The following is a 23,621-nucleotide window of genomic DNA, read 5'->3' as shown; positions in this document are numbered from 1 at the left end:
GCACACGCGCTGCTTATTCCATGGGAGACCTGCGATGCGAACACTACAGAAGCTGACCCAGCGCTTTTGCCTCGGCGCCCTCGCCGCACTGACCTTCGGCAGCGCACTGGCGGCAGATCCCGGGGTCACGAACGAGAAACTCGTGCTTGGCGCGGTCATCCCGCTGAGCGGCCCGCCCAGCATCATTGGCAAGGCCATTGCCACGACCCTGAAAGTTTGGGAGCAGGATGTCAATTCGCGCGGCGGCATCGGCGGACGCAAGGTGGACATTCGCATCGAGGACGACGGCTATGTGCCGCAGCGCTCGGTTCAAAGCCTGAAGAAACTGATTGATGTTGACCAGGTATTTGGCTTGATCGCGGTATCTGGCTCATCGCAATTGGTGGCCATGCTGCCCATCATCGACGAGCAGAAAATTCCCGCCATCAACCATATCGCCGTCAACAGCGCCCACTTCAACCCACCGCACAAGACGCTGTTCAATATCGGGGCAACCTACTGCCAGGCTGTCTCCGCCAGCATGAAGCATCTGGTGACAACTCAGAAGCTGCAGGGCTCCAAGTTTGCCCTGATCTTCCAGGAAGACGATTACGGCACCGACGTCAAATGCGGCTACGACCTGGCACTGAAAGAACTCGGCCTCAAGAGCGTCATTGAAGTCCCCTACAAGCGCGGCGCGAAGGACTTTTCCGCCGAGGTGCTGAGCGTGCAGCGCGCCGGCGCCACCTTTGTGCTGACCGGTGGCATCATCACCGAAACCGCCGCCATGCTCAAAGAGATCGCGAAGAACCAGATGCAAGCCGTGCGCTTGGCCGTTTACCCTTCGCATCTGAATGCTGTGCTGGCGCTGGCTGGCCCGGCTGCCGACGGCATGTATATCGCCGATTTTGTCCCCCCCGTGACCGACACTCAAACTCAGGGCATCGGCAAAATCACCGCACTGACCTACAAGTATTTTTCAGCCAATGAAGTCAAGGCCATGCATCGGTATTCATTGACCGCCTATGTAGGCGCTCAGTTGCTCGAATCAGCGCTCAACGCCTGTGCCAAAAACCTCACGCGTGCCTGCGTGGTCGAAAAGCTCGAGCAGACCAAAAACTTCACCAGCGACGGCATCATGGCCCCCTTGACCTTCGGGCCCAAAATTCGACAGTCGGGGACCCGCCCCATTTTGCTCAAGGCGAATGCCAGCGCCGGGAAATTCGAGCGAGCCTCTGAATTTCTGAGTTCCAAGTAATCCTGACGACGCGCCACCAGCCCCTCCCCCATTTCTCAACCAGGAGTGCCTTTCCATGACACGCAAATACTTTCGATACGCCGCCACCAGTCTGCTCGGCATGGTCATTGGCCTGACGGCCACGACCGCCGCTGCTGCCGACCCTGGGGTGACCGACGCCAAAATCGTCCTCGGCTCGATCACGCCCGTCAGCGGCCCCGCCAGCCTGCTGGGCAAGGCCCACATGCTTGCCTTGCGGGTATGGGAACAGGATGTCAACGCCCGCGGTGGCATCAACGGCCGCAAGGTGGAAATGCGCCAGGAAGATGACGGCTATGTGCCTCAGCGTGCTGTGCAAGGCGTCAAGCGACTGGTCGACGTGGAAGGCATCTTCGGCCTGATCGGCACCTCGGGTTCAGCGATGCTGCAAGCCATGGTGCCCTACATCAACGAGCAAGGCTTGCCAACCATCAACGCGATGGCCGTGGCAGCAGCGCACTTCACTCCACCGAACAAAACGGTATTCGTGGTCGGCCCAACCTATTGTCAGGAGTTGAGCGCCGCCATGAAATACATGGTGACGAGCAAGAAGTTGCAAAAGGAGAAGTTTGCACTGGTCTATCAGGATGACGAGTTTGGCAGCGACGTGCGTTGCGGCTACCAGAAGGCGATCAAGGACCTGGGGCTCAACAGCGTGTCCGAGATCTCCTTCAAGCGTGGCACCAAGGACTTCTCGGCTGAGATGCTGAGTCTGAAGCGGGTGGGCGCGACCTTTCTCGCGTCGGGTGGCGTGGTGGCCGAGCATTCGATGCTGATGAAGGAAGCCGCTAAAAACCAGATGTCGCTGACCTTCCTTGCCGTGCATTCGGCCCACCTGACCCCTGTTCAGGCGCTCGCCGGTGCCGCGGGCGACGGCTACTTCGTCGCAGACTATGTCCCGCCTCTGACCGACCTGTCGGTGCCAGGCATGGCCAAGTTCATGGGGTTGGCACAGAAATATCTGTCAGCCGACGAGTTGAAGTCGCTCAACCGCTATTCGATCACAGCCTACGTCGGTGCGCTGCTGATGGAAGACGCGATCCGCCGCTGTGGCAAGGCGCTGACCCGCGCCTGTGTCGTCGAGAAGCTGGAGACAACCAAGAACTTCAGCACCGATGGGCTGGCTTCCCCCATCAGTTTTGGCCCCAATGACCGGCACTCGCCGAGCAGCGTGCTCGTGTTGCGCTCGGACGCCAAAAACTCCCGCTTCGAGCGCGTGTCCGACCCCATCCCCGTGCTCGATTGACACCAGACGCCGTTCGTCACCCGCCGTACAACTGGTTCCGCCCGTGTTTCAAAAAGTTCTGATCGCCAACCGTGGCGAGATCGCGCTGCGGATCCTGCACACACTCAAGGGCATGGGGCTCGCCACCGTGGTGGCCCACCACGCGGTGGACGCCGATAGCCCGGCCGTGCTGGAGGCTGACGAGTCGGTCGAATTGCACGGCTTGACGCCCGTGGCGGCCTACCTCGATATCGCGCAGTTGGTTGAAGCGAGTCGGCGCAGTGGGGCACAGGCGCTGCATCCCGGTTACGGCTTCCTGTCTGAAAACGCGGCGTTTGCGCGTGCGCTGGAAGCTGATGGCATCGTCTTCATTGGCCCGCGTCCGGACAGCATCGAACTGATGGGTGACAAGGTGCGCGCGCGCAGCTTCGTCGCCCATCGCGGCTTTCCGGTGGCACCGAGCGCCATCGAGGACGATGACCCGGCCAGCTTCGTCGAGCGCGCCAGGGCGCTCGGCGCGCCGCTGCTGATCAAGCCTTCAGCCGGCGGTGGCGGCAAGGGCATGCGCATCGTGCGTGACCTCGCCATGTTGGATCGCGAGATCGAGACCGCACGGCGCGAAGGTGAGCGCTATTTTGGCGACGGTCGGCTGTTTGTCGAGCGCTATGTGGAGCGCCCGCGGCACATCGAGGTGCAGGTGATGGGCGACGCGCATGGCCAGTTGGTGCATTTCTGGGAGCGTGAATGTTCAGTGCAGCGACGCTTCCAGAAAATCATTGAAGAAACCCCCTCCCCGGCCCTTTCACCGGTGCAGCGCCACGATATCTGCGAAGCTGCAGCCGGCATTGCCCGCGCCGCCAACTATCGCGGCGCCGGCACCGTGGAGTTCATCTACGGCGCCGGTGGCGAGTTTTACTTTCTTGAGATGAACACGCGTCTACAGGTCGAACACCCGGTCACCGAAATGGTGACGGGCTTTGACCTCGTTCGCGAACAGGTACGCGTCGCCCAGGGTGAGCCGCTCGGCTACACCCAGGCGGACATCGTGCAGCTTGGTCACGCCATCGAATGCAGGCTTTACGCCGAAGACGCCGAGCATGATTTTCGCCCCTCCACCGGTGACATCCTGTGCTGGCGACCACCCTCTGGTCCAGGCGTGCGGGTTGATGCCGGCGTGCGCGAAGGACAGGCGGTAACTGCCGCATTTGACCCCATGATCGCCAAAATTATCTGCCATGGCAACACGCGTGCACAGGCTATCGAACGCTCCATCCTGGCGCTAGAGCAATCGGTGCTGTTGGGTCTGACCACCAACGCACGCTACCTCACGCGGGCACTGCGCCATGCCGAGTTCCGTGCTGGGCAGGCCGACACCGGCATGCTTGCACGCTGTGCCGACGAGCTGCGCGAGTCTCTCACCCCCGATGACATCGACCTGGTACTGGCATCGGCGGTGCTCGCCGACCGCGAACTGTTGCGCGCCGTTCACTCCATTCCAGCGATGCACGCCGCCATGGGACCCTGGAGGAATTGACGATGCGCCGCCGCTATGTCATCAATGGCAAGGTCCATGACCTCGTGGTAACACGTGGAGCGAATGGCGTGTTCCACGTCAGCCATGGCGAACGCAAATTCGAGATGCAGGGGAAGACGCTGCCTGATGGCCGTTGGCGGGTCACCGTGGATCAGCGCCCGCAAGCCGTCTGGATCGCCGCGCAAGGCGACAGTCGATTCGTGCACAGTGCGGCCACCGGTGCCCTTGAAGTCGAGGTGATCGATCTCAGCGCAGCCTCCGGCGGCGACCGGGCCGGTGCCGCTTCCGACTTGCTGCAGGCGCCAATGCCCGGCACGGTGATCGCGGTTCATGTGGCAGTCGGCGATGCCGTGCATGCGGGCCAACCGCTCATCGTGATCGAAAGCATGAAGCTGGAAACCACGCTGACGGCACCGCGCGACGCCCGGGTCAAGACTGTGCACTTTGCCGTTGGCAACACCTTCGCTCTCAAGTCCACCCTCGTGACGCTGCAAGACCCCTGAGAACCGATTGATGAAACGCATCGACTCCCGCATCGACACCGCATCCGAAGCGTTCCGGCGAAACCATCAAGCCATGAGCGCCATCGTCGCGAATTTTCGCGAGCGCATGGAAATCACGCGCCACCAACGTCCGCCGCATGAGATCAAGCGCGTGCGCGCGCAGGGCAAATTACTGGTACGTGAACGGCTGGACCTGCTACTAGATCCCGGTACGCCCTTTCTTGAGTTCTCGGCGCTGGCTGCCTGCGAGGACTACAACGGCGAGGTCCCGGGTGCCAACGTGGTCACTGGCCTGGGCGTGGTCAGTGGCCGCGAGGTGCTGATCCACGCCGACGATTCCAGCGTCAAGGGCGGTGTCTGGTACACGCTCACGCCACGCAAGCTGGCACGACTGCTGGACATCGCGCTGGAGAACCGGTTGCCGGTCCTGCATTTGTGCGACAGCGGCGGCGCCTTCCTTGAAGAACTGTCAGGCGTGTACATCGAGGGTGGCCGGGTGTTCCGCAACCAATGCCTGCTGTCCAAGGCCGGCGTGCCGCAGGTCGCGATGGTGTTCGGCCACTGCACCGCCGGCGGTGCCTACATCCCGGCGCTGTGCGATTACAGCATCATCGTGCGTGGCACCGGCGGCGTGTTCCTCGGCGGGCCACCGCTCGTGAAGGCCGCCACCGGTGAGGAGCACACCGCCGACGAGATCGGAGGCTGTGATTTACACACCCAGGTATCCGGCACGGTCGACTACCCGGCTGACAATGAGGCCCACGCCATCGCGATTTGCCGCGAGATCGTTGCGCAGTTCAAGCCCGCGACGAAAAGCTACCTGCCAGAACGCGATGCCGAGCCACCCTACTACGACCCCGACGAAATGCTGGGCATCGTCTCGCCCGACCACCGGGTGCAGTTTGACCAGCGCGAACTCATTGCCCGCATCGTCGACGGCAGCCGCTTCCACGAATACCAACCCGCTTATGGCACCACGCTGATCTGCGGCTACGCCTACATCTGGGGGTACCGCGTGGGCATCCTCGCCAACAACGGCGTGTTGTTCAGCGACAGTTCCAAGAAAGCGGCGCACTTCATCTCGCTGTGCAATCAGAACCGTACACCGCTCGTGTTTTTTCAAAACACCACCGGCTACATGATCGGCCGCAACTACGAAATGGAAGGCATCACCAAGGACGGCGCCAAGATGTTGATGGCGCAGGCTGGCAGCGAGGTGCCCAAGTTCACCGTCATCACCAGCGCAGCTTTCGGTGCGGGCTATTACGGCATGTGCGGACGGGCGTGGGATCCACGGATGATCTGGGCCTGGCCGAACGTGCACATGGGGGTGATGGGCCCCGATCAGGCCGCCAACACCCTCGCCGACGTGAAAATCGCCCAGTTGCGCCGCAAGGGCCACACGCCCGATGAGGCCGAGATGGCGCAATTGCGCCAGCGCGTGTACGAAAAGGCCGAACGCGAATCCAACGCCTACTTTGCCACCTCGCGCTTGTGGGACGACGGTCTGCTGGCGCCCACTGACACCCGCAACGCACTGGGCATGGCACTCTCAGCCGCCGCACACGCCCCGATCGCCGACCCGCACTACGGAATTTTCCGATTCTGAAGGGACAACATGACAGAAGACACCACCTTCGGCTTCGACGATGAAGCCCTCGCAACCCGCCCCACCGTCTACCAGAGCGGACTCTTCGAAGGCCAGGTGGTGATGGTCAGCGGCGCCGGCAGCGGCATCGGCAAAGCCATCGCCTTCCTGTACGCGCGCCTGGGCGCCAAGCTGGTCATCTGCGGGCGCGACCCAGCCAAGCTAGAGAGCTGCGCCGAATGGCTGCGCCGGCTCGGCAGCCCTGATGTGCTGGTGCACCCCATGACGATCCGTGATCCCGAGCAGGTGGAACAGTTGATCGACGTGGCCTGGCTGCACTTCGGACGCATCGACGTGCTCGTCAACAACGCCGGCGGGCAATTCCCGCAGCGGGCGCTGGACTACAGCGTCAAGGGCTGGAAGGCGGTGATCGACACCAACCTGAACGGAACCTGGTACATGATGCATGCGATGGCGCGCCGCTGGCAGGGCACCGGCACGCGGGGCAACATCGTCAACATCGTCGCCACCTTCCAGCGGGGCATGCCGGGCGTGGCGCACACCTGCGCTGCGCGCGCCGCGGTGACTCACCTGTCTAAAACTGTTGCAGTGGAGTGGGCGCAGCATGGCATCCGCGTCAATTGCATAGCGCCTGGAGCGATCGCCAGCACCGGCTTTCGTCAGTACTCCCCCGAGGCGGTGAAGGCCTTCGCCGGAGCCAACCCGATGAAACATGTCGGTGACGTGCAGGACGTGGCCGAGGCAGCGGTCTACCTCAGCGCGCCCAGCGGCAAGTTCGTCACCGGCGAACTGCTCACGGTGGATGGCGGCGGCGTGCTCTGGGGCGAAGTCTGGACCATCGCCAAACCCGATTACTTCAAGGTGAACACATGAATTCGGCTGACTCGCAACACCCCAAGTTCGGCCCGGGCGACGAGGCCCTGGCCGCACTCCCGACGGTCTATCGCGACGACCTTTTCGCCGGCAAAGTGGTGCTGGTGTCGGGCGCCGGCAGTGGCATCGGCAAGGCGATTGCCTTCCTGTTCGCGCGGCTGGGTGCCACGCTCGCCATCTGCGGGCGCAAGGCCGACAAACTCGAGGACTGCGCCGAAAAACTGCGCGCGCTGTCGGGCCGTGAGGTATTCACCTACCCGATGACCATCCGCGACCCCGAGCAGGTGGACGCCATGCTCAGTGCCGTGTGGGAACGTTTGGGCGGCGTCGACGTGCTGGTCAACAACGCTGGCGGCCAGTTTGCCGCCCATGCCATGGACTTCAACGTCAAGGGCTGGAACGCGGTGATCGACACCAACCTCAATGGCAGCTGGTACATGATGCAGGGCGCGGCCAGGCGCTGGGTGGAGCAAGGCCGGCCCGGCAACATCGTCAACATCACCGCCGCCATCGACCGCGGCCTCACGGGCATGGCGCACACCACCGCCTCGCGCGCGGGCGTCATCGCGCTGTCGCGCACGCTGGCCATCGAGTGGGCAGAGCACGGCATCCGCCTGAACTGCATTGGCGCCGGCGCCATCGAGAGCAACGGTTTCAACAACTACCGCGAAGAAAACGTTTCCACTTTCTACTCGTGCAATCCGATGAAACGGGCCGGCGACGTGCAGGACATCGCGGAGGCGGTGGTCTACCTCGCCGCACCCTCGGGCAAGTTCATCACCGGCGAGGTGCTCAACGTCGAAGGCGGGATGCTGCTGTGGGGCGAGTTCTGGCCAGCCGGAAAACCCGACTACTTCAAGGTCGATCAAGAGTGACCTCACAACCCCCTCTTCCGTCGGCAACGTGCTCCCACGGGCCTTTTCAGCAGCTCGTCGGGTACGACATCCTGCACAACGAGCGCGGCCTGTATTTCCGGCTGCCGATCCGGCGCGACCACCTCAACCCCCACGGCGTGCTCCACGGCGGCGTGCCCCTGACCTTGCTCGATGCGGTCGGGGGCAGAACCCTGATCGACCGGCCGATCCCGGGCAGCGGCCAGCTCATCCAGTCGTCGGTAACGGTCACGCTCACCGTGGATTTCATGCGTGCGGTCGGCACAGGAATCCTGTTTGCATCGGCAACGCCGGACCACATCGGCAAGACGCTGGCCTATGTGTCGGTGAAGGTCACGCTCGACGCACTCGACGGAGACATCGTGTCGCGCGGCATCGGCACCTACCGCATCTACACCAAGTCACTGGTCAAAGCGGTCTGATCGGTGCTCGGCGGAGACCGCCCGGCAAATCACTGCCGCTCAATGCAAATGATCATCGGGCGGCGGAAGGATTTTCAGCTCGCGGTTGATGCGTTCGATTTGGTCGGGCTGAAACTGCGTCGAATGCCTGTGGTCCGTTTTCCCCAGCCCCCACAATTCTTCGACTACAAGAGTTCGTCGTCGTGTTCGCCAATGAACGGTGCGGGGCCTGGGCGATCAGTCACCGTCCGGCTGAACCTTGGTGCCGGCGAAGGTTGGAGCACGCCGTCTCGCTCAAAGAAAGTGCCGCGCGCGCTGTTGTGTGGATGATGTGCAGCCTCTTCCAGAGTCAGCACCGGCGCAAAGCACACGTCGGTCCCTTCCAGCAACGCACACCAGTGCGTGCTCGGCTGGGTGCGGAAGATGTCGGTGACCTGTCGTTTGAGTGTCGGCCAGACGGCCGGATCGCGTTGCCGTTGAAACTCGGGATCGCTGATGCCCAGCTTCTCCAGCAGCAGCACATAGAATTGGGGTTCCAGTGATGCGATCGAGATCCATTTCCCGTCAGCGCACTCATAGGTGTCGTAGAAATGCGATCCGCCATCCAACAGGTTGGCCTGCCGCTCATTCTTCCACATTCCCAGCGCCTTGAGGTCGCAGACGATGGAGGTCAGCAGCGCAGCGCCGTCGGTGATCGCAGCATCGACCACCTGACCATGGCCAGAGGAGCGCGCTTCAAGCAAAGCGCAAACGATGCCAAAGGCTAGAATCATGCCGCCGCCGCCCAGGTCGCCAACCATCGCCGGCGGCGCTACTGGCCCGCCGTCCGAGCGGCCAATCATGCTGAGCGCGCCCGACAGCGCAATGTAGTTGATGTCATGCCCGGCGGCCTGCGCGAGCGGGCCGTCCTGACCCCAGCCGGTCATGCGTCCGTAGACGAGTCGCGGGTGGCGTGCCAGCAGCACGTCCGGGCCCAATCCCAGCCGCTCCATCACGCCCGGGCGAAAACCCTCGATGATCGCGTCGGCACCGTCGACCAGCTCCAGCACCCGCTGTACGTCTGCGGGTGACTTCAGATCGACCGCCACCGAACGCCGGCCGCGGTGCAGCACGCTGCGCCGACCACTGGCCAGGAAGGCGCCTTCCCCGCGGTCTTTGCCCTTGTCGGCCTTGCGGTCCAGGCGGATCACGTCCGCACCCATGTCGGACAGCATCATCGCGCAGAACGGTCCGGGGCCGATGCCGCCGAACTCGATCACTTTCAACCCCTGCAAGGGACCACTCATTTGTCGTTACTCCTGAAACTGAATTAGAACCACAAGCCAGCCGTTTGTTACCCCAGCCAGCGCTTGCGCCGCTTGTAGTGCTTGACCTCTCGGAAACTCTTGCGCACCCCCTCGCGGTCCAGGCCGAGATAAAACTCGCGCACATCCTCGTTGTCGCGGAGTTCCTGGGCCAGCCCCTCCAGCACGATGCGACCGCTCTCCATGACATAACCATAGTCGGCGATCTCCAGGGCCACGCGTGTGTTTTGTTCGACGATGAGCAGCGACAGCCCCTGCTCACGCAGGTGGCGCAGCACGCTGAAGACTTCCTCGACCATGCGCGGCGCCAGCCCGAGTGACGGCTCGTCGATCAGCATGAGTTTCGGCTCGGCCATGATCGCGCGCCCGATCACCAGCATTTGCTGCTCGCCGCCCGACAGATAACCGGCCGTGCGTTTTCGCAGGTCGGCCAGGCGCGGAATCGCTTCGTACACGCTGTCCATCGCCCGGCGCATCGCCTGCGCCGATGGAAACATGTGGCCGCCGATGATGAGGTTTTGCTCGACCGTCATGTGCTGCAGCACGCGCCGGCCTTCCATCACATGAACCAGACCACCGCGCACCACGGTCGCCGGGTCGTGCCCCTGAATCGGTCGGCCGTCGAAGGTGATCACCCCCCCTGAGACGCGGCCATCTTCCGAGTCAATGACGCCGGAGATGGCCTTGAGGGTGGTGCTCTTGCCTGCGCCGTTGGCGCCCAGCAGCGCCACACATCCGCCTTCGGGGACCTGCATCGACACGCCCTTGAGCGCCAGGATCACCTCGGCATACAGCACCTCGACGTTGGACAGCGTCAGCACCGCCGGATTGGCGGCCGCATCGGGCGTGGTCCGTTGATCCGGTGCTGCAGCAAGGGCTGAATTCACCATTTGGGCACCATTGGGACGGCCACATCGCCCGCCGCCCGAACGACCTTGCCGTCCTTCATGGTCGCGATGTTGACCTTGGCGGTGCCGGTGGGAAAGGGGGTGTCGTTGCTGAAGTCCACGCCTGGCAGTATGCCCATCAGGTCGTTGCTGGTGAACTGGCTGTTCATCAAGGTCTCGCGCACCGCTTCGCCAGTGACCTTGCCGGCACCCTTGGCCTTGATCGTGGCCTCAATCGCGCGCACTGCCACGACGCTTTGGCCCAGGCCCATGATGGTCATGGCATTCCAGCCCGATTTCAGGCCATGCTTTTCCTGCAACATGCTGTAGAACTTGCGTGCGGTCGTGTCGTCTTCGCTGGCATCGGCGATGGCGCCCACTTCGAAATCACCGGCGAAGCCATTCGGGTCGCCCAGTGCCTTGGATGATCCCACCACGCCGTTGTGCAGCGAGAGCATGATCGGGACGTTTTTGCCCAGCGCCTGCAGCGCACGTTTGGTGGCCACGGCCTGGGCGGTGTTGGTCTGGATCACGATCACATCGGTGCCAGCATTGACCAGGCGACGCACCGCCAGGGTCAGGTCGGCCGGTTGCACTTCGGTCCAGATCGCCTCGACGAAGGTGGCTTTGTCCGGGTTGGCCTTGGTGTAGCTTTGCAGGCCCTTGGCCATGTCGGCATAAGCGGGGGTGGCCTCGGAGGTGATGATCGCAACCTTGACAGGGCGCTTGCCATCGAGTTTGGTGGTGCGGAACCATTCCAGGAATCCGCCCGCCTCGTGGGCGTAGGTGGGGCGCAGGTTCAGGGCCCATTGGTTGGGTTTCCAGCCGAAGCCGTAGGTGGCGGTAGCCATGACCATGGGAATCTTGTCTTCCGGCAAGCGCTGCTGCAACGCGGCGGCATCCGGGCCACCGAGGCCGAGCAGGATCGCGGGTTTGACTTCGGCCTTGATGCCGGGCCACAGGCTGGCGGTTTGCGCCACGTCGTAGCGGGTGTCGAAGGTTTTGACGACGATCTGCACGTTGAGTTTGCTGCCGACTTCCTTGTTCCACCATTCGATCACGGCGAGTCGCCCGCCTTGCATCTGTGGCATGACGTTGGCGTAGGGGCCGGCGAAGTCGGCAAAGGCGGCCACGTTGATCGTCGTCGTTTGCGCGTGGGCGGGCGCGTTCAGCAGCAGGCCAGTGGCCAGGGCGGTCGTGAGTTTCAGAAAGGTTTTTCGTTGCATGCTTGTCTCCAGTTGTGGTGGTGGTGAGGAAAAGGGGCGGGGGGAATTGCGACTCGCTGTGCCGGGCGGGCTCAGTGGTGAAACGGCCAGAGCCGGTAGTTGGCTTTCAGGATGTTCCAGCGGTGCATCAGGCCTTTCGGTTCAAGCAGCAGGAACAGCGTGATGATGAGGCCGAGAAACACATTCATGCTGGCGAAGATCAGGTCGCTGCTCAGGCTGGGAATTCGCTCGACCAGGTCGGGGCCCAGACTGGTGATGACTTCTTGGACGCCCCGGATGAGCACGGTGCCGATCAGTGCCCCGACGATCGAACCGAGCCCGCCGACGATCATCATGGCAATGAACCAGATCGAGTTGAACAGCGTGAACTGGTCGACCGAGACGAAGCGCACCTGGTAGGCCCACAGGGCACCGCCGATGCCAGCGTAAAAAGCGCCGAGCACAAAGGCGCGCGACTTGGCGCCGGCCACGTCGATGCCCATCATACCGGCGGCCACATCGTCGTCGCGCACGGCGACGAAGGCGCGCCCGTGGCGGCTGCGCAGGATGCCGAAAGCGCCGAATACCATCACCATGGTGACGACAAGAAACAGGTAATACAGAGAACGGTCGGTGTTGAACAAAAATGTGCCCAGCCTCGCAGGCTCCAGGCTGAAACCATTGACGCCGCCGAGCCAGGATGAGGGCAGGTTCAGGACAACGAAGTGGAAGATGAACTGGGCCGCGATGGTGGTCAGGGCGAGGTAGAAACCCTTGATGCGTTTCGCTGTCATGCCGAACAGCCAACCGGCCAGCGCAGCCACCAGGCCGGCAACCGGCACCGCCACCCAGAACGGCAGCCCGGCCTTGACCTCGACCACACTGGCGGCGTAGGCACCGACCCCCATGAAGGCAGCCTGGCCCAGGTTGATCTGCCCGGCGTAGCCGGTGGTGATTTGCAGCCCGACCACCACGATGGACGTGACCAGCATCAGGTTGGCTACGGCTACCAGACGCTCCGAGGCGAACCAGGGGAGGATCAGCAGAATGACAATGAACAGCGCCAGGGTGACCCACTGGGCGCGCGTGCGGATCAGCGCGCGGTCGCGCGCATAGCTGGTGGAAAAAATGCCGGATGGATCCATGGGTCAGACTCTTTCAATGCGTTTCCAGCCGAACATGCCGGTCGGACGAACAACCAGCACCACCAGCATGAAGATATAGGGGACGACGGCAGCGGCACTGCCACCGATCAGCGGGTCGATGTAGGCGGCGGTCAGTCCCTGCACGACCCCGACGATGATGCCCGCCAGCAGCAGGCCGCCGATGGATTCGAGCCCTGCCAGCAGGGCCACCGGCAGGGCGGCGAAGCCGATTTCGGAGGACAGGAATGTCAGCGACTTGCCGCTCAGGTAGACCATCGAAGTGATGACCGACAGCACACCGCCTAGCGCCCAGGCGAAGGCGATGGAGCGGCGCACGCTAATGCCCATGGCCAGAGCGATCTGGTGGTCCTCGGCCACCGCCGACATCGCCAGTCCGGTGCGGCTGCGGTTGAAGAACCAGTGCAGCGCCACAGCCGCCACCACCGCGATGAGGCCACCGATGGCAAGCGAGCGCGGGATGATCATCTCGCCCAGGATGATGGGCGTGAGGGGAAAGATGGCGGGGAACTGGCGCTCCTGCGGGCCCCAGATCACCAGCACCAGTCCGCGCATCAGGATCAGCAACCCGATGGTGACCATGATCATCGAGAACACCGACTCGCCAATCAGCCGCCTGAACAACAGGCGTTCAATCGCCAGCCCGATCAGCACCGAAATGCCCAGTGCAACGGCGATGCCCAGCGCCGGATGCATGCCGCGCGACTGGATCGCCCACCACAGCAGGAAGGCGCCCAGCACGATCATCTCGCCGATCGCCATGTTGAAGACCTTGCTGGCGCGGTAGATGACGACAAAGCCCATTGCCACCAGCGAATACAGCAGGCCGAGCAGCGCGCCGTTGATGGTGTAGTTGATGAATTCGATGATCATGGGGTGTGTGTTCCTTCAATGTCGGTGGCCACCACGGTTGCGCGCAACGCGCCTTGGCGGCCGTCCTGGTAGGTCACGGCTATTTCGCAGGCAATGTCGGCGACACCTGCATACAGTCCGTCAATCAGCGCTCCATAGCGCACCTCGAGAAACTCTCGGCGCAGCTTGCGCGTGCGGGTGAGTTCGCCTTCGTCGGGATCGAGCTCCTTCGGAAAATTGGCGAAACGCACCACCCGCGAGCTTTCTGGCAGCAGTTTGTTGATGCGGCGGATTTCGCCCTGCACCAGTTGCCGCACCTCGGGCCGTTGCGACAGGTCGGTGAAGGTGGAGAATGCGATGCGCCGCTCCTCGGCCCAGCGGCTGGTCACCGCCATGTCGATGTTGATCAGCGCGCCAACCCAGGGCCGGGTGGCGTCGCCCAGCACCATCACGTCCTTGATGAAGGGCGAAAAGCGCAACCGCGTCTCGATGAACTGCGGGGGATACGAGTGACCGCTGGCGAGTTTGACCAGGTGTTCCACGCGGTCGAGGTACACGAGTTCTCCGCGCTCGGTCTTGCGCACTGCGTCACCGCTGACGTACCAGCCGTCGCGCTGGATGCTGGCGGTCTTGTCGGGCTTGCCCCAGTAGCCGAGAAAGCCGGTACCGCCGCGCAGCAGCAGCTCGCCGTTGTCCTCGATGCGCGATTCCAGCGGTGCGCCGAAGGCTGGGTCCACATCCAGCAGCGGGCCCACGGTTTCGAGGTCGTAGCGCTCGCCGCGGTGGCCAGCAATCAGACCAAACTCCGAGCAGCCATAAATATTGCGCAAATGGACGCCCATGGAGTGAAACAAACGAAACACGTCGGGCGCCATGGCGGTGCCGCCTGAAACCGCGACGTCGCTGCGAACAAAGCCGAACTGATCGCGCACCGGACGCAGGGCCAGCGCTTCGGCCACCGGCAGCAGCAGGCGCGACAGCCACGGTGCCGTGCGCCCTTCGAGCCGCGCCACATGCACGTCGTGGCCGATGCGGATGCCCCAGCGGTAGATGCCGCGCGCCATCCAGCTCGCGGCGAGCATGCGCGCCTCGATGGTGGCGGCGATGTTCTCCCATTGGCGCGGGCCGAACAGCACGATGTGTGGCGCGAGTTCGCGCAAGTTCGGCAAGACCTGGTCGGGGCCCTCCGGGAAGTTGACCACCAGGGGGGTGATCAGCCCGAGGGTCACACCCAGCAACTGCTCGGTGATCCAGGCCAGCGGCGTGTAAGACAAATATTCCATGCCGGCTTGCAGCGGCAACGCGCTCCTCATCCGAACCGCGTTGTCCATCAGCCAACGGTGGCTGATCATCACGCCCTTGGGCTTGCTGGTGGTGCCGGAGGTGTAGGTCAGTAGCGCCAGATCGTCCGCCTGGCCGGCGTTGACTTCACGTTCGAAGCGCAGCGGGTGCTTCTCGTGCTGACGCCGACCTTCAGCGGTCAGGTCATCAAAGGATTGCAGCAGCGGATGCCGGTACGACCACATGCCCGAGTTGTCCCAGTAGGCGATGCCCTGGATATCAGGCAGTCGCTCCAGCAGCGCGAGCGCCTTGTCAACCTGCTCCTGATCCTGCGCGAAGATGAAACGGGCCTTTGAATCCTCGCACAGGTAATGCAATTCGTCGACGGTGGCATCCGGGTAGACCGACACGATTTTGGCGCCCAGTGACTGGGCCGCAAACAGCGCCCAGTAATGCTCGGGTTCGTTCTCGCCGATCACGATCACGGTTTCGCCGCGCTGCAGGCCCTGTGCCGCCGCGCCAAGCGCAATGCTGCGCGTTCGATCAAACACGTCGGCCCATGTATGGCAGCGCCACATACCTTTGCGCTTGACGCGCTGCGCCAGCACCTGGGGATGTTCCCGGGCGTGGGCGAACAACTTCTGCGGCAGGGTCATGACGACTTCCGGGGTGGGGTGTGTCGCACTCATGCCGCAGCTCCCAAGTAGGCCTGGATCACGGCCGGGTCGGCCTGCACTTGTGCTGGCGTGCCGTCGGCGATCTTGCGGCCAAAGTCGAGCACCGCCACGCGGTCTGCCAGATCCATGACCACCCCCATGTCGTGCTCCACCAGCACAACCGGGATGCGCTTGGCCTCGCGCACGTCTATGATGAAACGGGCCAGATCTTCTTTTTCTTCGGTGTTCATGCCGGCCATGGGTTCATCCATTAACAGAACCTTGGGTTTCATCGCCAACGCACGGCCCAGGTCAACGCGCTTGCGAAGACCGTAGCCGAGTGCGCCTACCGGCTGGTGGCGGATATTCTCAATTTCAAGGAAGTCGATGATTTCCTCGACTGCTTCCCGGTGCAGCGTTTCTTCACGCTGGGTCCAGGGAAAGTAGAGAAATGCCTGCGCCAGATTTGATCGCATCTGGCTGTAGCGGCCGACCAGGATGTTGTCGATCACGCTCATGTTGGAGAACAAATGGGTGCCCTGAAAAGTGCGCACCACACCATCGCGCGCGATCTCATGCACCGCGCGGCCTTTGATCTCTTGACCACGGTAGTGCACGCTGCCTTGTTGCGGCAGGTAAAAGCCGCTGAGCACATTCATCAGCGAGCTCTTGCCTGCGCCGTTGGGTCCAATGATGGCCAGCAGCTCGTTGTCACGCACATCGATGGCGACCTCGGCCAGCGCGGTGACACCGCCAAAGCGCAAGGTGATGTCCCGCGCCTGCAGCACCGAAGCCTCGCTGGACGGGCTATTCAAGGAGTTAGAGGTCATGGGTTAGGAGAAGGCGTTGATACCGGTCAGGGCGCGGCCAATGATGAGTTTCTGGATTTCGGTGGTGCCGTCGGGAATCGGCATCATGCGGGCGTTTCTGAACAACAGTTCAACGCCGAAGTCTTTGGTGATGCCGTTGCCGCCATGAATCTGCAATGCTTTCGACGTGACGTTGACCGCCATCTCAGTCGCGTACCACTTGGCCATGGCGCTTTGCACCTCGCTGCGCACGCCATGGTCGATCAGGTTGAACGCGCGGTAGACCAGCAATCGCGCGGCGTCGAGTTCGGTGGCCGCCTCGGCCAGCATGCCCTGGATCAATTGATGACCACCGATCGGCTTGCCATGCTGGCGGCGTTCCTTCGAATAGGCCACCGCCTTGTCGAGTGCCGCCTGGGCGATACCGATCGAAGTCATGCCGACCATGGGACGCGCCTTCTCGAACAGCACCATGGTGTTCTTCAGACCGGTGCCGGGTTCAATCATCATGTTCTCGGCCGGTACGCGCGCGCCGTCGAAGAACAGTTGTGCGGTTGACGTGCTGTTGAGCCCCAGCTTGTCGATGTTGCGGCTTTCGTAGCCGTGTTCGGCGCGGTCCACCAGGATCATCGAGATGGCGCCCGAACCTTCTTGTGAGGTGCGCACGATGACCATGCAAAAGTCGGAGTAGTGGCCGTTGGATATCCAGGTTTTTTCACCGGTGACAATGTAGTGGTCACCATCGCGTTGGGCGCGGCAGGTGACTTCAGCCACGTTGGATCCGACCCCGGGCTCACTGATGCCGCTGCAGGCAATGATTTCGGCGCGGACCATGCGCGGCAGGTATTTTTCGCGCATGGCGGTGTTGGTGCACACCTGTAGCGAGTAAGCGCCGAGCTGCTGGATCAGCAGCGAGATGGCCACGTCGCCGGAAATGCGCGCGAGCTGCTCGTACATCAGTGCATAGGTCAGCCAGGGCATGCCCATGCCGCCATATTCCTCGGCAATGATGCCGTTGCCGCCCATGCCGTAGGGCAGCATCTTTTGAAATATCTCCAGCATCAGCTCTTTTTCGATCAGCTTGTCGGGCTGGTAGCGTTCAACGATGGGGCGCAGCTCGGTTTCGAGGAAGCGAGTGAAGCCTTCGACGGCCATGCGTTGCTCTTCGGTCGGGAGAAAGTTCATGATTGTGGTCTTTGTGTGGTGTTGATTTCGTTCAGCGTGAGCTCATGCGTGCGCCGGCATCAATGTGGAGACAGGTGGCGTTGATGTAAGGGTTCTCGACGATGGAGCGCACCAGGTGGGCCAGCTCGCTGGCTTGGCCCATGCGGCGGGGGAACAGAATCATGCGGTCAACAATGGCCTGCGCGACTTTCTTTGGCAGGCCCGCGACCATTGGCGTTTCGAACAAGCCAGGCGCAACCGCTACGCAGCGGATCCCCAGATCGGCCAGGTCCCGTGCCACTGGCAGCGTGAGGCCGATCACCCCGGCCTTGCTGGCGGCGTAGGCCGCCTGTCCCATCTGGCCGTCCTGTGCGGCACCGGACGACAGGTTGATGATGACGCCGCGCTCATCACCCTCAGGCTCATTGCGCGCCATCGCCACGGCGGCCAGGCGCAGCACGTTGAACGTGCCGGTCAGGTTGACGGCAATCACCTTGTCCCACAGTGCCAGGGGAAAGGGTTTTCCATCGGCCACGGTCTTGGCTGCGTCGGGCACGCCAGCGCAGTTGATGCAAATGTGAATGGCGCCAAAACGGGCCAGGGTTGCGTCGATGCCCGCCTGCACCTGTGACTCACTGGTGACATCTACCTGCTCGAACATGGCGGCAGAACCCAGTTCGGTGGCTGCCTGTACACCACGCTCGCTGTCGCGGTCGAACAATGACACCCGTGCGCCGCCTGCGGCGAGCGCATCAGCCACCGCGCGCCCCAAGCCTGAAGCACCACCTGTGATGATGGCCACCTTGTCATGCAGAATCATTTTTGTCCTTCAGCGACCGAGGATGGTGATGGCGGCCACGGCTTCTTCAATTCCGAACAGGCCCCCACCGTTTTCTGCGATGGCAAGGCGGGCCCCTTGCACCTGGCGAGCCCCCGCTTCGCCGCGCAACTGCACGACCAGTTCATGCAGCTGACCCAGCCCGGTGGCGCCGATCGGGTGCCCTTTGGACTCCAGTCCACCCGAGGTGTTGATCGGGATGCGTCCACCAATCGTGGTGCCGCCGCTCTCGGCGAGCGGCCCGCCTTCGCCGAACGCACAGAAGCCAAGGTTCTCACTCTGTACGATTTCGCCAATGGCCGTGGCATCGTGGACTTCGGCCAGCGAAATGTCTTGCGGGCCGACGCCAGCGAGTTCGTAGGCTTGTTTGGATGCCTTGACGGTGATGTGTTGATCCAGGTTTTCAGGGAGGCGGTTGCTGCCGGTGGCAATGATTGATGCCAGCACCTTGATGGCGCGCCCGCGGTTGGCCAGACGCGCCAATGCTGCTTCGGAACACACGACGACCGCAGCAGCCCCGTCGCTGATGGGTGCGCACATCGGAAGCGTCAATGGGTAGGTGATCGGCGGCGCGGCCAGCACCTCTTCAATGGTGTAGGCGTTGCGGTATTGCGCCAGCGGGTTGTGCACCGAATGGCCGTGGTTCTTGGCGGACACGGCGGCAATTTGTCGCTGCGTGGTGCCGAACTCGCGCATGTGAAAGCGAGCAAAGGCGGCGTAGATGTCCATGAACAGGCTGTAGGGCGCCTTGGACATGGACCCTTCCGGTGGCTCAATACCGTGCCCCATTTGCAGCAGCCTGCGTTTGTTATCCTCGACCGTGGCCACGTCCCAGGCACCATCGAAAACGCTGAACATTTTGGCTTTGTCGGCGCAAAACATTTTCTCGGCACCAATGGCCAGCGCTATCTCTCCTGCCCCCGAGCGCACATACTGCACCGCCAGGTTGAAAGCCGAACTGGCACTGGCGCAGGCGTTCTCGATGTTGAAAATCGGGATGGACTCGAAGCCCATCGAACGCAACGCAATCTGGCCGCGGATCATGGTCTGGCCTTCGAGTGCGCCCTGTGTTGCGTTGGAAAAGTAGGCCGACTGGATGTCGCTGACGGACAGTCCGGCATCGGCCAGCGCGGCGTTCACGGCAGCGGCGGTCAGTTGCTTGATATCGCGGTCAAGAAACTTGCCGGTCGGCGTCATGCCGACGCCGACTATGTAAACGGCGGCTTGCGGGTTGGTCATGGTAATGCGTCCATTCAGAAGAAGCGGTGTGAAATCAGTAGCCCTTGAAATCGGGCGTGCGCTTGCCGACGAAAGCCGCGAGGCCCTCTTGTATGTCGTGCGAATGGCGGTGCGCGTCGAGCACCAGTCGCTCCAGCCGCAGTGCCGAAGCCTGTGGCTGTTCCAGCCCGTCGGCCACGACCTGTTTCATGCGGCGCAGCACCAACGGGCTCTTGCTGGCGATGCGCAAGGCGATTTTTTCGACCTCGGACACCAGCTCGGCATCCGGCACCACGCGATTCACCAGGCCCAACGGAACCAGTTCGCGTGCGGGCATGGTGTCGCCGGTGAACAGCAGGTATTTGGCGGCGGTGGCGCCGATGCGCCGTGGCAGGATCGCCGCGCCGCCCGCGCCCGGAAACACGCCGAAGTTGGCATGCGCATCGCCGATGCGGGCACTTTCGGCGGCGATGATGAGGTCGCAGGCCATGGCCAGCTCCAGTCCGCCGGCCATCGTCAGGCCATTCAGCGCGGCGATGGTGGGTTTGGGGCACACGCGCAGCCGATCCATCATGCCGCCGACGAGATCGAGAAACTCACCCATCGGGTCGCTCGGGCCGGGGTCGCCAGCGCTGCTCTCGAACACGCCTTTGAGATCGGCGCCGGCGCAGAAGGCTCGGCCTGCACCGGTCAGCACGATGACGCGGATGGCAGGGTCACGCTCGCAACGTTCGGTCACATCGCGCAATTCGGCGCACATTGTCTCCGACAGGGCATTCATCGCATCGGGCCGGTTCAGCGTGATCCACGCCACGGCACCACGTTGTTCAAAGCGGATGGTCAACGGGGGTTGCATCTTCAAGGCATCCTTGCTTATGTGGGGGTCAGCTGCGCTTGCCATGCGGGTTTGGGAATCAACCGCGCAGGAGTTCTTCGGCAATGATCATCTTGCGCACCTCGGATGTGCCTGCACCGATCTCGAGGATCTTGATGCAACGGAACAGGCGGTTGATCTCGGACTCCCAGATGTAGCCGCTACCGCCATGCACTTGCACGGCCTTGTTGAGCACCCGGTTGCAGGCTTCGCCGGCGTAGAGGATGGACGCTGCGGTGAGCTTGTGCGCATCGCCGCGGCCACCGCCGCCCACTTCCAGATCATTGACCTCGGCCAGGGTGCGCCAGACCAGGGTTTTCATGGCTTCGATCTCGGTGTACATCTCGGCCAGCATGGCCTGCACCATCTGGAAGCTGCCGATGGGTTTGCCGAACTGCACGCGCGTCCTGGCGTACTCGACGCTCAATTCGAGCGCACGTTCGCAGATGCCCACGCACAAGCCAGCCACCAGCGCGCGCTCCAGATCGAGCCCGCTCATGACGATTTTGACGCCTTCGTTTTCCTTGCCCACCAGGTTGGCTGCCGGCACGCGGCAGTTGTCGAACACCAGCTCGCCGGTCTGGCTGCCGCGAAAACCCATCTTGATGAGCTTTTGAGCCACCTTGAAGCCGGGAAAATTCTTCTCGACGATGAAGGCCGAAATGCCCTTGGCACCCAACTCCGGCGCGGTCTTGGCGTAAACCAGCAGCACGTCGGCCACCGGGCCGTTGGTGATGTAGATCTTGGTGCCGTTGAGGATGTAGTGGTCGCCCTCGCGGCGCGCGCTAGTGCGCATCGCGCCCAGCGCATCCGAGCCGGCGCCGGGTTCGGTCAGGCCGAGCGCGCCGATTTTTGTGCCGTTGCACAGATCGGGCAGGTATTGGCGGCGCTGCGCCTCGTTGGCGTTGCGGTAGATGTTGTTGACGCACAGGTTGTCGTGCGCCGCCCAGGACAAGGCGATGGCGGGGTTCCAGCGCGCAAAGGCCTGGCAGATCAGGCCCGAGCTGAACAGGTCCATGCCCGCGCCACCATGCTCGGCAGGCACGGTGGCCCCCATGAAGCCAGCCGCTCCAATTCTCTGAAAGACATCAGACGGCCACCACTCCTCGTCGTCCATGCGGCGCGCGAGTGGCACGAATTCCTTGCGCGCGAACTTGTCGGCGGCTTCGAGCACGGCACGGTCGTCGGCGGAGAGGGCAAAACTGCGAGGCGTGGACATAAAGGGTGCCTATCAATGCGTGGGCTGCGGGTCAAGGTGTCACGGCGCGCGCCCAAGCTGCGGGGACGAGGTCTCTTTGGGTTTGCGCGAATTTAATGAGGGATTGCCAAACTGTCAAGCGTTAGGTAGGATTCGTTGCAGGCGCTCACCTGAAGTGCCAGAGATCTGGAGACTTCGGCCATGGGAGGCGGAATCGGTGCGGATTCATTGGCGGGGGCCGACCTGTTGCTCAAGCAGGTGGTCACCCGTGCCGCATTCACCCGTGACACCTATCGGATCACGCCGCTCGCGGCGCGACCCTTCATCAGTGACAAACGACGCTTCGACCTAAGGAAACAGCCTTGACCCACGAACGCGGGATGAACCTGCTGCGCCGCCAAAACGTGGGCGACAACTTGCGCCGCGCGGTGAAGGCAACCGGAGAAAAACATACGGTCATCTTCGAGTTCTGTCGTGGCCGCCTGCCCGGCTTCGAGGCGCCGAAGCGGATTCACTTCCGAAGCTCGCTGCCAATCAGTGCGGCCAACAAGATCCTCAAGAAGGACCTCAAAACCGAGTATGCCAACGCGGACAAGGGCGGCTGAGGCCGTCGGCCTCCCGGTGTCCGAGTCCAAAACGTTTCGATCGAAACATTTCAACCCAAGGAGTCAGTGCGATGAACCAGAAAGTTATTGTTGCCGGTGTGGGCATGATCCCGTTCACCAAACCGGGCGCCAGCGAGCCCTATCACGTGATGGGAGAAAAGGCGGTGCGCCAGGCCATGGCCGATGCGCGCGTCGAATACCCCATGATCCAGCAAGCCTATGTGGGCTATGTGTATGGCGATTCCACCTGCGGCCAGCGGGCGCTCTACCCGGTGGGCATGAGTGGCATCCCCATCGTCAACGTCAACAACAATTGCTCCACCGGCTCGTCGGCGCTGTTCCTGGCGCGCCAGGCGGTCGAAAGCGGTGCCGCCGAGTGCGTGCTGGCCCTGGGCTTCGAGCAGATGGCCGCCGGAGCCATCAAGGCCCAGTTCGAGGACCGGCCGACACCGTTCGAGGAGTTTGACCGGGCCACCGCCGAGCTTGTGGGTCATCCGGAAATCCCGCTGGCCATTCGCTACTTCGGCGGTGCCGGCAAGGCGCACATGGACAAGTACGGCACCCAACTGGCGACCTTTGCCAGCATTCGCGCCAAGGCCAGCCGCCATGCCGCCAACAACCCGCTGGCGCTGTTTCGCAAGGAGGTCTCGGTCGATGACGTGATGAACGCACCGATGCTGTGGGAGGGCGTGATGACCCGCCTGATGGCTTGCCCGCCGACCTGCGGCGCCGCTGCTGCGGTGATTTGCTCCGAAGCCTTCGCCAAAAAGCATGGGCTCGACACCCGCGTGTCGATTACCGCCCAGGCAATGACGACCGATTTCCCCAGCACCTTCGAGTCGCACGACATGATGCGCGTGGTCGGCTTCGACATGGCGCGCGATGCGGCGCAAAAGGTCTACAAGCAGGCCGGCATCGGGCCGCAGGACGTGAACGTGGTTGAGCTGCACGACTGCTTCGCGCAGAACGAACTGATCACCTACGAGGCGTTGGGCCTGTGCCCGGAGGGCGGCGCGGAGAAGTTCGTGCTCGATGGCGACAACACCTATGGCGGCAAGGTGGTGACCAACCCGTCGGGCGGCCTGTTGTCGAAAGGTCATCCGCTGGGCGCGACCGGCCTGGCGCAATGTTTCGAGCTGACCCATCAACTGCGCGGCACGGCGGAGCAACGCCAGGTCAAGGGTGCGCGTGTGGCCTTGCAGCACAACCTCGGGCTGGGCGGCGCTTGCGTCGTCACGCTTTACCAAGCCGGCTGAGCGCAGGCGCAGCAAACC

At 62.9% G+C, this 23,621-nt stretch carries 23 protein-coding genes; 11 read left to right on the top strand and 12 right to left on the bottom strand.

Going from position 1 to position 23,621, the window contains the following annotated elements; all coding sequences use genetic code 11:
- Positions 1-34: 34 nt before the first annotated feature.
- The 8 genes from KYG_RS13365 to KYG_RS13330 are packed head-to-tail and all read left to right on the top strand — an operon-like array spanning position 35 to position 8,314.
- Positions 35-1,237 carry an ABC transporter substrate-binding protein gene (locus tag KYG_RS13365; protein WP_008905443.1) on the top strand — a complete coding sequence of 401 codons (1,203 nt, stop codon included), beginning with the start codon at positions 35-37 and terminating at the stop codon, positions 1,235-1,237.
- 55 nt (positions 1,238-1,292) lie between these two features.
- Positions 1,293-2,501 (top strand): ABC transporter substrate-binding protein, encoded by a 1,209-nt coding sequence (locus KYG_RS13360; RefSeq protein ID WP_008905442.1) that lies wholly within the window; start codon positions 1,293-1,295, stop codon positions 2,499-2,501.
- A 43-nt stretch (positions 2,502-2,544) separates the two neighbouring features.
- A complete protein-coding gene (locus KYG_RS13355) occupies positions 2,545-4,014 on the top strand; it encodes an acetyl/propionyl/methylcrotonyl-CoA carboxylase subunit alpha (RefSeq protein ID WP_008905441.1) in 1,470 nt (489 codons plus the stop codon).
- A 2-nt stretch (positions 4,015-4,016) separates the two neighbouring features.
- Positions 4,017-4,517 (top strand): acetyl-CoA carboxylase biotin carboxyl carrier protein subunit, encoded by a 501-nt coding sequence (locus tag KYG_RS23330; RefSeq protein ID WP_008905440.1) that lies wholly within the window; start codon positions 4,017-4,019, stop codon positions 4,515-4,517.
- Positions 4,518-4,527: 10 nt separating this feature from the next.
- A complete protein-coding gene (locus tag KYG_RS13345; protein WP_008905439.1) occupies positions 4,528-6,126 on the top strand; it encodes an acyl-CoA carboxylase subunit beta in 1,599 nt (532 codons plus the stop codon).
- A gap of 9 nt (positions 6,127-6,135) precedes the next feature.
- The gene (locus KYG_RS13340; RefSeq protein ID WP_008905438.1) at positions 6,136-6,999 is read left to right on the top strand and encodes an SDR family oxidoreductase; all 864 of its coding nucleotides are present in this window, start codon (positions 6,136-6,138) and stop codon (positions 6,997-6,999) included.
- Positions 6,996-7,874, top strand: a complete 879-nt coding sequence (locus KYG_RS13335; protein ID WP_008905437.1) for an SDR family oxidoreductase — start codon at positions 6,996-6,998, stop codon at positions 7,872-7,874. The genes KYG_RS13340 and KYG_RS13335 overlap by 4 nt, the downstream gene beginning before the upstream one ends.
- Complete coding sequence (locus KYG_RS13330) at positions 7,871-8,314, top strand: PaaI family thioesterase (protein ID WP_008905436.1); 444 nt, start codon at positions 7,871-7,873, stop codon at positions 8,312-8,314. The genes KYG_RS13335 and KYG_RS13330 overlap by 4 nt, the downstream gene beginning before the upstream one ends.
- Positions 8,315-8,478: 164 nt before the next feature.
- Here KYG_RS13330 and KYG_RS13325 read toward each other — a convergent pair whose 3' ends face one another.
- The 12 genes from KYG_RS13325 to KYG_RS13270 all read right to left on the bottom strand — a co-directional run bounded on the left by KYG_RS13325 (position 8,479) and on the right by KYG_RS13270 (position 21,763).
- On the bottom strand, positions 8,479-9,579 hold the full coding sequence (locus KYG_RS13325) for a CaiB/BaiF CoA-transferase family protein (RefSeq protein WP_008905435.1): 1,101 nt from the start codon (positions 9,577-9,579) through the stop codon (positions 8,479-8,481).
- A gap of 47 nt (positions 9,580-9,626) precedes the next feature.
- Entirely contained in the window at positions 9,627-10,487 is an 861-nt protein-coding gene (locus KYG_RS13320) for an ABC transporter ATP-binding protein (protein ID WP_008905434.1), read from the bottom strand.
- Complete coding sequence (locus tag KYG_RS13315; protein ID WP_008905433.1) at positions 10,481-11,710, bottom strand: ABC transporter substrate-binding protein; 1,230 nt, start codon at positions 11,708-11,710, stop codon at positions 10,481-10,483. The genes KYG_RS13320 and KYG_RS13315 overlap by 7 nt, the downstream gene beginning before the upstream one ends.
- 71 nt (positions 11,711-11,781) lie before the next feature.
- Positions 11,782-12,834 (bottom strand): branched-chain amino acid ABC transporter permease, encoded by a 1,053-nt coding sequence (locus KYG_RS13310; protein WP_008905432.1) that lies wholly within the window; start codon positions 12,832-12,834, stop codon positions 11,782-11,784.
- A gap of 3 nt (positions 12,835-12,837) precedes the next feature.
- On the bottom strand, positions 12,838-13,725 hold the full coding sequence (locus KYG_RS13305; RefSeq protein ID WP_008905431.1) for a branched-chain amino acid ABC transporter permease: 888 nt from the start codon (positions 13,723-13,725) through the stop codon (positions 12,838-12,840).
- On the bottom strand, positions 13,722-15,674 hold the full coding sequence (locus KYG_RS13300; RefSeq protein WP_139019383.1) for a long-chain fatty acid--CoA ligase: 1,953 nt from the start codon (positions 15,672-15,674) through the stop codon (positions 13,722-13,724). Before KYG_RS13300 ends, KYG_RS13305 begins: the two co-directional genes overlap by 4 nt.
- Entirely contained in the window at positions 15,671-16,471 is an 801-nt protein-coding gene (locus tag KYG_RS13295; protein WP_050813857.1) for an ABC transporter ATP-binding protein, read from the bottom strand. Before KYG_RS13295 ends, KYG_RS13300 begins: the two co-directional genes overlap by 4 nt.
- A 3-nt stretch (positions 16,472-16,474) precedes the next feature.
- Positions 16,475-17,635, bottom strand: a complete 1,161-nt coding sequence (locus KYG_RS13290) for an acyl-CoA dehydrogenase family protein (protein WP_008905428.1) — start codon at positions 17,633-17,635, stop codon at positions 16,475-16,477.
- Positions 17,636-17,666: 31 nt separating this feature from the next.
- Complete coding sequence (locus tag KYG_RS13285) at positions 17,667-18,434, bottom strand: SDR family NAD(P)-dependent oxidoreductase (protein ID WP_008905427.1); 768 nt, start codon at positions 18,432-18,434, stop codon at positions 17,667-17,669.
- A 9-nt stretch (positions 18,435-18,443) separates the two neighbouring features.
- Complete coding sequence (locus tag KYG_RS13280) at positions 18,444-19,691, bottom strand: thiolase family protein (protein WP_008905426.1); 1,248 nt, start codon at positions 19,689-19,691, stop codon at positions 18,444-18,446.
- 34 nt (positions 19,692-19,725) lie between these two features.
- Positions 19,726-20,526, bottom strand: coding sequence for an enoyl-CoA hydratase/isomerase family protein (locus KYG_RS13275; RefSeq protein ID WP_050813860.1), 801 nt, complete (start codon positions 20,524-20,526; stop codon positions 19,726-19,728).
- 58 nt (positions 20,527-20,584) lie between these two features.
- Positions 20,585-21,763 carry an acyl-CoA dehydrogenase family protein gene (locus KYG_RS13270; protein WP_008905424.1) on the bottom strand — a complete coding sequence of 393 codons (1,179 nt, stop codon included), beginning with the start codon at positions 21,761-21,763 and terminating at the stop codon, positions 20,585-20,587.
- A gap of 180 nt (positions 21,764-21,943) precedes the next feature.
- Here KYG_RS13270 and KYG_RS24710 point away from each other — a divergent pair, with 180 nt between their 5' ends.
- The 3 genes from KYG_RS24710 to KYG_RS13260 all read left to right on the top strand — a co-directional run bounded on the left by KYG_RS24710 (position 21,944) and on the right by KYG_RS13260 (position 23,603).
- Positions 21,944-22,108: a hypothetical protein gene (locus tag KYG_RS24710; RefSeq protein ID WP_008905423.1), complete on the top strand. Its 165-nt coding sequence runs from the start codon at positions 21,944-21,946 to the stop codon at positions 22,106-22,108.
- The gene (locus tag KYG_RS13265; RefSeq protein ID WP_008905422.1) at positions 22,105-22,347 is read left to right on the top strand and encodes a hypothetical protein; all 243 of its coding nucleotides are present in this window, start codon (positions 22,105-22,107) and stop codon (positions 22,345-22,347) included. Before KYG_RS24710 ends, KYG_RS13265 begins: the two co-directional genes overlap by 4 nt.
- 71 nt (positions 22,348-22,418) lie before the next feature.
- Positions 22,419-23,603 carry a lipid-transfer protein gene (locus tag KYG_RS13260; RefSeq protein ID WP_008905421.1) on the top strand — a complete coding sequence of 395 codons (1,185 nt, stop codon included), beginning with the start codon at positions 22,419-22,421 and terminating at the stop codon, positions 23,601-23,603.
- The last annotated feature ends 18 nt before the right edge of the window (positions 23,604-23,621 follow it).

Origin of the sequence: Acidovorax sp. NO-1 (assembly GCF_000238595.1) — a bacterium.
In the GTDB taxonomy this organism is placed as follows: Bacteria; Pseudomonadota; Gammaproteobacteria; order Burkholderiales; family Burkholderiaceae_C; genus Acidovorax.
Note: the sequence above shows the minus strand (reverse complement) of the source record. Positions and strands in the feature narration are given on the sequence as shown.